Origin of the sequence: Rugosimonospora acidiphila (assembly GCF_039543385.1) — a bacterium.
Classification (GTDB): Bacteria; Actinomycetota; Actinomycetes; order Mycobacteriales; family Micromonosporaceae; genus Rugosimonospora; species Rugosimonospora acidiphila.
In genome coordinates, this window is record NZ_BAABJQ010000019.1 from 18,860 (window position 1) to 27,891 (window position 9,032).

The 9,032-nt window shown below is 69.7% G+C and carries 7 protein-coding genes; 6 read left to right on the top strand and 1 reads right to left on the bottom strand.

The window, feature by feature from the left end; genetic code table 11:
- The first annotated feature begins 11 nt into the window (after positions 1-11).
- The 4 genes from eccCb to ABEA87_RS27450 are packed head-to-tail and all read left to right on the top strand — an operon-like array spanning position 12 to position 6,215.
- The gene (gene eccCb, locus ABEA87_RS27435; protein ID WP_345634373.1) at positions 12-4,055 is read left to right on the top strand and encodes a type VII secretion protein EccCb; all 4,044 of its coding nucleotides are present in this window, start codon (positions 12-14) and stop codon (positions 4,053-4,055) included.
- 52 nt (positions 4,056-4,107) lie between these two features.
- Complete coding sequence (locus ABEA87_RS27440) at positions 4,108-4,425, top strand: WXG100 family type VII secretion target (protein ID WP_345634375.1); 318 nt, start codon at positions 4,108-4,110, stop codon at positions 4,423-4,425.
- A gap of 40 nt (positions 4,426-4,465) precedes the next feature.
- A complete protein-coding gene (locus tag ABEA87_RS27445; RefSeq protein WP_345634377.1) occupies positions 4,466-4,777 on the top strand; it encodes a WXG100 family type VII secretion target in 312 nt (103 codons plus the stop codon).
- A gap of 40 nt (positions 4,778-4,817) precedes the next feature.
- The gene (locus ABEA87_RS27450) at positions 4,818-6,215 is read left to right on the top strand and encodes an EsaB/YukD family protein (protein ID WP_345634379.1); all 1,398 of its coding nucleotides are present in this window, start codon (positions 4,818-4,820) and stop codon (positions 6,213-6,215) included.
- 95 nt (positions 6,216-6,310) lie between these two features.
- Here the strand turns inward: ABEA87_RS27450 and ABEA87_RS27455 are convergent, their stop codons facing one another.
- Positions 6,311-6,901, bottom strand: coding sequence for a hypothetical protein (locus tag ABEA87_RS27455; protein ID WP_345634381.1), 591 nt, complete (start codon positions 6,899-6,901; stop codon positions 6,311-6,313).
- 250 nt (positions 6,902-7,151) lie between these two features.
- Here ABEA87_RS27455 and ABEA87_RS27460 point away from each other — a divergent pair, with 250 nt between their 5' ends.
- Together ABEA87_RS27460 and ABEA87_RS27465 are read left to right on the top strand one after the other, a co-directional pair.
- Positions 7,152-7,583 (top strand): WXG100 family type VII secretion target, encoded by a 432-nt coding sequence (locus ABEA87_RS27460; protein ID WP_345634383.1) that lies wholly within the window; start codon positions 7,152-7,154, stop codon positions 7,581-7,583.
- A 75-nt stretch (positions 7,584-7,658) separates the two neighbouring features.
- Positions 7,659-9,032 (top strand): WXG100 family type VII secretion target (locus ABEA87_RS27465; protein ID WP_345634384.1); only part of this gene is annotated, 1,374 nt, incomplete at its 3' end.

The following is a 9,032-nucleotide window of genomic DNA, read 5'->3' on the forward strand; positions in this document are numbered from 1 at the left end:
GGAGAAGTGGCATGAGCCGGCTCGCATTCCACCGCCCCGCACGGCTGCTACCGCCACGCCTGCCCGACGAAAAGATCGTGCTGCCCGCGCCACCGGAGGCGCAGCGCGGCCCGGGCGGCTCGTCGTGGATCAACGTGCTGCTGCCGTTGCTCAGCAGCGTCGCGGTGGCCGGCTACATGATTACCTTCGGCCGGCCGCTGCTGGTCATCATCGGTATCGTCTTCGTCGGCGTCTCCATCAGCACCGCCGTGATCATGCGGGTGCAGATGCGCAGCGCCAGCCAGCGCGCCGGTCGCCGGCAACGCACCCGGTACCGCAGCCACCTGAACTCGGCTCGCGACCAGGCCCGCGAGGTGAGCGCGATGCAACGCCTGCGCGCGGCGTTGGTGTTCCCGGACCCGAACCGGCTGTGGGGCATCGCCACCACGTACGAACGCATCTGGGAGCGGCGCCCGACCGACCCCGACTTCCTGCAGATCCGGGTCGGCACCGGCCGGGCGAAACTCAGCACGCCGCTGCAGATCGGCACCAGGCTGGACCCGATGGCCGAATACGACTGGGACGCGCTGCGTGCCGCCCAGCGCCTGGTCGACCGGATGGGTCACCTCGACGGCCAGCCCGCCGTGGTCGACGTCGGCAAGTGCGGCGTGGTGAGCGTGCTCGGACCGGCCGAGCACGGCGCCGCCGTGGCGCGGGCCATCCTCTGCCAGATCGCCGTGCTGCACGCGCCGGACGATGTCGGCCTCGTCGTCGAAACGTCCGGCGGTGACTGGGCGTGGGCGAAGTGGCTCCCGCACACCATCGAGGCGGATGCGACCAGCGGGGCCGGCGTGGTGTCCCTGGTGGCCGCCGGGCCGGAGGAACTGGCCGACTACCTGGAGAAGGAGTTGCTGCAGCGGCAGGAACTGGTGGCCGCGCGGCGGGGACAGCTCTCCCTAGACCGCAACAGTCCGCTGCCGGTGCCGCGGCTCATCGCGGTGTTCACCGGATTCCAGCCGGTATCCGAATGGGGCCGTTCCTCGCTGCTGCGTGCCCTGCTGGAAGCGGCCGGGCCGCGGTTCGGCATCACCCTGGTGTTCCTGGCCGAGCGGGAGGCGGACGAACCCAGCCGGGTCGATCTGCGGATCAGGCTGGACGAGTCCGGCGGGATGGAGCTGGAAGGCCACGAGTCACTGGTCGCCACGGCCGTGGAGAACGGTGTGCCGGACCAGATCTCGGCCGAGCTGGCCGAGCTGATCGCCCGCCGGCTGTCCCCGCTGCGCCTGTCCGACGAGCGGGAACAGGCGCTGGCCCGTACCGTGTCCCTCACCGACCTGCTGCTGGGCGGCGCCCCGGCGACCGGCGACATCGTCAGCCGGTGGGCGGACGTGACCGAGGAGCGGTTGCTGCGGGTACCGATCGGCAGCGACGGGGACGGCGAACCGGTCATCCTCGACATCAAGGAGTCGGCGCAGGGCGGCTTCGGCCCGCACGGGCTGATCGTGGGCGCCACCGGATCCGGCAAGAGCGAACTGCTGCGCACCCTGCTCACCGGGTTGTCGATCACGCACTCGCCGGACCTGATCAGCTTCGTGCTCGTCGACTTCAAGGGCGGCGCGGCGTTCGCGCCGTTGATGGAGCTGCCGCACGTGGCCGGCCTGATCACCAACCTGGCCGACGACGCGGCGATGATCGACCGGGTGCAGGCCGCGTTGCGTGGCGAGCAGCAGCGCCGCCAGCAGATCCTGCGGGCCGCCGGCAATGTGGACTCCATCCGCGAGTACCAGCGCCGGCAACGGGCCGGCCTGACCGATCCGGACGGCAAGCCGCTGGAACCGTTGCCGTACCTGCTGATCGTCGTGGACGAGTTCGGTGAACTGCTGTCCGGCCGTCCGGACTTCACCGATCTGTTCGTGCAGATCGGCCGCGTCGGGCGCAGCCTCGGCATGCACCTGCTGCTGGCCACCCAGCGGCTGGAGGAGGGCAAGCTGCGGGGCCTGGACTCGCACCTGTCGTACCGGATCTGCCTGCGTACCTTCAGCGCACAGGAGAGCCGGACGGTCATCGGCAACCCCGACGCGTACCGGCTGCCTCCCATCCCCGGCTCGGCGTTCCTGAAGGTCGACGAGTCGATCTACCAGCGCTTCCGGGTGGCGCACGTGTCCGCCCCGTTCCAGTCCGCACACGACCGGGAACAGTCCGGCGAGGCCGCGCTGCCGATCGCCCCGTTCGATCTGCGCCAGCGATCCGACGCGCGCGCCGACGACGAAGCCCGGCCGCCCGTTCAGGACTCCGGCCCGACCGAACTGGCCGTCGTCGTGGAGCAGCTCAAGGCGGTCGGCCGCCCGGTACACCAGGTGTGGCTGCCGCCGCTGCCACCTGCGGTCCCGATGGACGGTCTACTGGGCTCGGCGACCGCACGACCTGACCGAGGATTCACCGCGCGGATCTGGCCGGGCCTGGGCCAGCTGAAGATTCCGATCGGGGTCACCGACCTGCCGCTGAAGCAGGAGCAGGAGCCCCTGCTGATGGACTTCGGTGGCCCGCACGGCAACCTGGCCGTGGTGGGTGCGCCGCAAACCGGCCGCAGTACGACTCTGCGCGCCATCATGGCGTCGGCCATGCTCACCCATACCCCCGAGGAGATGCAGTTCTACTGCATCGACTTCGGCGGCGGCACGCTGCACCAGTTCGCCGCCGCGCCGCACGTGGGCACCGTCGCCGGCCGGCGCGACCAGCAGCTGGTACGCCGGATGCTCGCGGAAATCCAGCTGCTGATCGAGGAGCGGGAAGTGCTCTTCCGGGAGCTGGGGGTGGACTCGATCACCGAATTCCGGGCCCGCCGGCTCGCCGGCCGGCTGCCGGAGGAGGTACGCGCCGCCGACGTCTTCCTGATGGTCGACAACTGGGGAGCGGTCCGCGGGGAACTGGAAGAGGCCGACCCGCTGATCGCCGACATCGCCGCCCGGGGGCTGGGCGTCGGGGTGCACCTGGTGCTCACCGCCAGCCGCTGGATGGAGATGCGCCCGGCCCTGCGCGACAGCATCGGTACCCGGATCGAACTGCGCCTCAACGACCCGACCGAGTCCGAGATCAACCGCCGGCTGGCCGGCCAACTGGCCGCCGCGCCACCCGGCCGCGGCATCGCCCCGCCCGGGGTCTTCTTCCAGCTGCTCCTGCCCAGAATGGACGGGCAGGAAAGCGCGGAGGGCATCGGTGAGGCGCAGGACGACCTGATCGCGAAGATCTCCGCCGGCTGGACCGGCGCGCCCGCCCCCGCGGTGAGGGTGCTGCCGACCCGGCTCACCGCCGGCCAACTGCGCGAGCTCAGCGGAGGTCCGGCGGCCGGGGTACCGGTGGGAATCGCCGAGTCCAACCTGCGTCCGGTCGGCATCGACCTGACCCGCGACGATCCGCACCTGCTGGTCTTCGGCGACACCGGCGCCGGCAAGACGCAATTCCTGCGCCGGTGGATCGCCGGGCTCACCGAGGCGTACTCCGCCTGGCAGGTACGGGTGGTGCTGTTCGACTACCGGCGCGGCCTGCTGGGCGTGGTACCCGAGGACCACCTCGGCGCGTACGCCGGCGACGGCAGCGCGGCGAAGGTCTACGTCGAGCAGGTCTGCGACAAGCTACGGGAGCGGCTGCCGCCATCGGACATCACGCCGCAGGAGCTGCGCGCCCGCGACTGGTGGCAGGGGCCGGACATCTACGTGGTGATCGACGACTACGACCTGGTCGGCGGGGGCATGCAGTCGCCGCTGGCACCGCTGGTCGAATTCGTGCCGCATGCCCGCGAAGTGGGGCTGCACATCGTTGTGGCGCGCCGGGTCACCGGGGCCGCCCGCATGTCCATGGGCGACCAGCTGCTCGTCCGGCTCAGGGAGCTGGGCTGTGCCGGCTTGGTGCTCTCCGGAGACCACCGGGAGGGTCCGGTGTTCGGGGAGGAGCGGGCCAGGGTCAGGCCGCCCGGTCGGGGCGTGCTGGTCCGCCGCGGTCACCCCAGCGCGCTCATCCAGATCGCGCTAGAGGAGGAGATAGGCGAGTTCACCGCGTCGGCCGCCGTGCGGCTGTGACGCGAACGCACCCCGACGAGGCAGCAGTTTCTACCGTAAGGAGAGGTACCGCATGGCATTCACCGTCACACCGGAGTACATCGCGAACGCGGCGACGAGTTGTGACAACACCGCGAGCGAGATCCAGAGCCAACTGGCCACCCTGCGCAGCTACGTCATGAACCTCGAGGCCGTCTACCAGGGCGTTGCCGCCACCACGTTCCAGGCGCTGATGACCGACTACGACACCTTCGCCAGGATGCTCAACGAGGCACTCACCGACATCGGCAGCGGCCTGCGCGGCAACTACGTCAACTACACCGACAGCGAGAACCAGAACATCGCCAACCTGGTGCCGATCCAGGGCAACATTCCGGGCGCCAACCTCTGATCCGCCCGGTATCCGTCACAGACCGAAGTAGAGGAGCCTCATGCCTGACGTAGCCAGCGCGAATCTCGTCGTGCCGTCCGAACTGCAGGGCGCGGGTAACTACATCAACGGGGTAGCCGGCCAGATCGAATCCGAACTGACCGCGCTGAAGAACCTCCTGATGCCGCTGCAGGACACCTGGGTCGGTGCCGCCAAAACGTATTACCAGGGCCTGCAGGACGAGTGGAACATCGCCGCGGACGGCCTGTTCGGGCCGACCGGCGTCCTGGGGCAGATCGCCCAGACGATGAATCTGAACTGGAACAACTACACCGACTGCGAGTCGTCCAACGTCAAGACGTGGCAGCACTGAGCCAGGCAGACCCCAGCACACCGAAGGGAAGGTACTCGCGATGATCGACCGGCGTAGCAGAGTGACCGTGGTCGGCGATCGGCGGCGACTGGATGTCGCCGTACCCACTGTTGCGCCGGTCGGCGAGTACGCGCCCCGGCTCGCCGAACTGTGCGAGCAGGAGCGAGGCGGGCCGCTGCCCAAGGTCTGGTCACTCCAGACCGCCGGTGCGGCACCGCTTCCGCTCGACGCCTCGCTCGCCGACTACGGCGTGACCGACGGGCAGATTCTTTACCTCAGCGACCTGGCAACCGACCCTACCGTCGGTCCGGTCGTCGAGGACATCGACGAGCTGGTCGGCGCCGAGGCCGGGGCGCAGCGCGACATCGCGGTGCCCCGCAGCCTGCTCGTCATCGGGTTCGGGCTGGCCTGGCTGGTGGCCACCGCCGCCGCCGCGATATGGCGCGGCAACGGCAGCGGGCAGTTGGCGGTCGCGGCAGGCCTCATCGCCTGCGCGCTGCTGCTGACCGCCATCGGGTGGACGCTGGAGCAGCGCCGGGCGCCGATGCCGGCCGCGCTGCGGCTGCTGGTGTCGCTGACCGCGGTGCCGTGCCTGGCGGTGGCCGGCGAGTGGACCGCACGCTTCGCGGCGGGCCCGGGGTTCGGCTGGCCCGGCGCCATCGTCGGCGCCAACCTCGCGGCGCTGATGGCCATCGCCACCACCCCCGAGGCGGTCCTGCTGGCCATCGAGATCCAGCTGGCGGTCACCGCGGCACTGGCGCCGCTGCTGATCGCCTTGCGGGCCAACGGGGTGCAGACGGCGGCCGCCACCGTGATCGCGGCGGTGTCGCTGATCGGGCTGTCCAAGCGGATCGCGGCGGCCATCACCACGTGGTCACAGCGGACCTCGGCGGACGCGTCGAGCACCGCCCACGCCGTCACCCAGCTGCTCATCCGGGCCAGGCGACTGCTCACCGTGGTGGTGGCCGGGCCGACGCTGGCGCTCGCCGTGGCGCTGCCGGTACTGGCGTTCTCCCGTCAGCCGTTCGCGCTGGCGCTGGCCGGCGTGGCGGGCGCCGCCCTGCTGATCCGGGCGGAACAGTCGGGCTTCACCAACGAACTGGTGCTGATCGGCGGCGCCGGCCTGGTGGGCGGGTTCGGCGTCCTCGCCGGGCTGATCTGGTGGTTGGTACCCAGCGGGCCGCTGGCGCTGATCCTGCTCGCGGTGAGCGGTCTGTGCCTGGTCGGCGCGGGTGCCATCGCCGCGTTGAACAGCCAGCGCACCGAGGCGGCCGAGACGACCGAGGTCAAGGTCGGCGGCGTGCCGATGCGACCGGTCCGGCGCCGGTTCGTCGACGTGCTCGGCATGCTCTGCATGATCGCCAGCGCCCCGCTGGCGCTGGGCGTGTTCGGCGTCTTCGGCCAGCTGGCCGCCCTGGGCCGGTCGATGTTCGGATGAGTCCGTGAGGCCCGCAGGCTGTGCGGCCCGGCGCGGAGGGCGAACAGCACCGTGGGGACATGCGATCGCATGTCCCCACGGTCTTGCGTGTCCGGCTACGTCGCGTCGGGGAGGTTCGGCATCTTCAGAGCGCTGGGCGTCTGCGGGACGAAGCTGGTGGACAGCTCGGGAAGCACCGAGGACTTGTCTGCCTGCGTATAGAACTGCGCCGCGTTGTTCAGCACGTCGACGAACTGTCCGGCCAGGGTGATCGCGTCGGCGATCTCCAGCAGCAGGTTGTCCTCGATGGCGCTGAGCTGTGCGGTCAGCTCGGGATCCGGATCAGGGATCGGCCCAGTATTTTTGATGCCATAGGCATGCGAACCAGTGCCGCCGGTCCGCTGGGGGTTGCTGTTGGGTGCCCAGAAGATCCAAGCCTTGGTGTCCGCGACGGTTGACTTCAGGTCGTTGTACACGCCGATGTTCTGCTCGGTGCTGATCAGGATCTGGGTCGCCCCGTAGCCGATGCTGCCCGGGCTCACGACGTAGGCCGGGTGGGTCGGTGGTTGGGAAACGGGCGTCGTGTTGCCGTCGCTGTTGGTGCCGCGTGGGTTGCCGGTGATGCTCGGCCCCCACAGGCCCCATGGTTGGTTAAGGTCGGGTGGTGTGACGTCCGGAGGGACGTCGCTGTTCTTGTCGTCGGCCACCGGTGCTCCCCTCTCGCTGCGCCTGGATGCCGGGCAACGGAAAGCGGCCGCGGCATGTGCTGGCCGCTCACATCGTCGTCGACGTGACGCCGGACGGGCAACGTCCCGGTTGTGGTGATGGGCTGTCCCTACTCCACGGAGCCCGATTTCCCATGTACTGCGGGCTTGTTGAGCCCAGCTGTCGCTCGCGTAACGTCGAATAACCGGCACCATGCCAGCCGAGCGGGTTACGGGATAGGAGAAAAACCAGATGCCAGTCCCAGAATACTACGACGATCAGAGCATCACGATCAGGGTGGACCCGACCACCATGTTCCACCTGGCCACGATCGAGATCCCGGTGTACGGCGGGGAGGTCGCCGACAGCATCAACCGGATCGTCGAGGTCTGGAATGGCCTGAAACTCGGCTGGGTGGGCAACACCGCGACGGAGGCGCAGGAGTTCAACGACCTCTGGACGCAGAGCATCACCCAGCTCTTCGGCAACGGCGACGGCAGCAACGGCATCCTCTCCAGGATCGCGAACGGAATCGCGCTGGCCGCGGTGAACTATGGCGAGACGGAAGACGTTGTTGCTTCTATGTTCAACCAGATGACGACCGCGTTGCAGGACACCGGCGGTTCGAACACGCCCTCCGGTGACCGGTCTGTCAACGACGGTCCCATCACCGAGAACAACTGAGGTTCGCCGGGCTCCACCGCCTCTACCGGCACTCGCCGGTGGGCCGGCGGCCCGTCACATTGTGGGGAGTGGAACGTGGCCGACGTCTTGCCCGATCCCGCGAAGCTGCGCGATCTCGCCGCGAAGTGGCAGGCGATGGCGGACGCGCTCTACAGCCTCCAGGCGACAGTTCAGGGCGCGGTCCTGCACACCAACTGGACCGGCGACGCGCATCTGTCGGCGGTCGCCACGGGCTTCGCGGTCTCCAAACCGATCCAGACCGCGGCGGACAACGCGCAGACGTTCGCCCAGCAGATCAACGAGTTCGCCGACAAGGTACAAAAGGAAATCGACGCGCAGAACGCCGCCGACTGGGCCACCATCATCGGTGTCATCATCGGCGCGGCCAGTTTCGGCCTGGGCTCCCTGCTGTCCTGGGCGATCGAGACCTTGGGTGCCCTGATCGCGTCCGTGGTCGCGGCGTTGGGTGCCTCACTCGACTTCGCCAGCGCCATCGGCGAGTTCGTCGCCAGCGCCATCGTGTTCGGCGCGCTTGGCTCGGGGATCGACATCGGCTCCCAGCTGGCCGGGGAGGCGATCGCGCACACCAACTTCCACATCGATCCTCTCTCGGCGGGGCTGGCCGCCGGGTTCGGGGCGTTGGGCGGCGGACTGTTCGCAGGGAAGGTCATTCCCGGAGAGGGTGACTTCGGGGCCGGCGGGCCGGGCCGGCCCCCGCTGGAAGACGGCCTGCCGCACCCGGACGGCGTGCCGAACGTGAAGTCGCTGCCTGCGCCGAACGGTACCGGCAGGGTCAACGTACCGGCGTTGAACGGCCCGCAGAGCGGCCGCCCGCTGCCCGACGAGACGGTCAACACGCCGCTGTCGGTGGTCCGGACGCCGAACACGGTCACCGACGTTCCCGAGACCGCACCGGGTCAGGGAGTCGGTCGGATCGCAGACCCGGACCTGCCGAACTCGCTGAACGCCAATGCTCGACCCAATCCCAACTCCGTCGATTCAGTGAACAACCTCAGCACCACCCCGCGCCCCGTCTCCGAGACGCCCAACGCCGTGCCTCAAGGTAATGGTCGGATCAACGTGCCCGACCAGCCGGCCACCGTCAACTCCCGGCCGCTGCCCGGTGACGAGGGCCCCGGCCGGCCGGGGACTCCGCCCGAGGTCTCGCAGGTGAGCGCGCGGCCGGATCCCACTGGCAGCGGAAGCCAGCCGGTGCCGCGGCCCTCGTCGGTTGAGCCGGTACGGTCGGAGCCGTCCGGTCCGGGAGGCGGCGGCGAGCGGGTGGTGCGGCCGGATAATCCGTCGACGGTGACGGCCAGGCCGGGCGTGAACGGTGATGGGGGTTCGACGGTTTCGCGGCCGCCGTCGGTGGAGCCGCAGCGGTCGAATTCGTTTGGTAGCGGTGATAGTGGCAACCGTGTGGTGAGTCCGGGTGACTCGTCGACGGTG